The organism is Cobetia sp. SIMBA_158 (assembly GCF_046566945.1).
GTDB lineage: Bacteria > Pseudomonadota > Gammaproteobacteria > Pseudomonadales > Halomonadaceae > Cobetia > Cobetia amphilecti.
The window spans coordinates 1-282 of sequence record NZ_JAWJYL010000228.1 but is presented as its reverse complement, the minus strand read 5'-3'; the positions used below and the strand labels follow the sequence as shown (position 1 = coordinate 282).

1 protein-coding gene is annotated in these 282 nt (G+C 44.3%); it reads left to right on the top strand.

All coding sequences use genetic code 11. The features are described 5' to 3' along the window. A partial coding sequence (locus R2R70_RS19755; RefSeq protein ID WP_410978861.1) for a hypothetical protein occupies positions 1-282 on the top strand: 282 nt, incomplete at both ends.

Sequence of the window (282 nt, the reverse complement as noted above, 5' to 3'; positions counted from 1 at the left end):
GCAAGGTTTTTCATAAGCGAGTAGCTGATGCCAGCTTTGATAAATATGGTGGCCGAGCAAAAGGGTTTGGTCCTTACCCTCCTGAAAGAATGAAATGGCATGATCCCAGAACAAATACCGATTGGGGGGCGTTTCCTGATAGTGATGAGCAAATGCCTGATTTTGAGTCTGCACAATGGCTAGCAGAACAGTTAGGAGAAGATTACGATAAACCTTTCTTTATGGTTGGCGGATTTCTTCGTCCACATGTTCCTTGGCATGTGCCACAAAAGTGGTTTGATA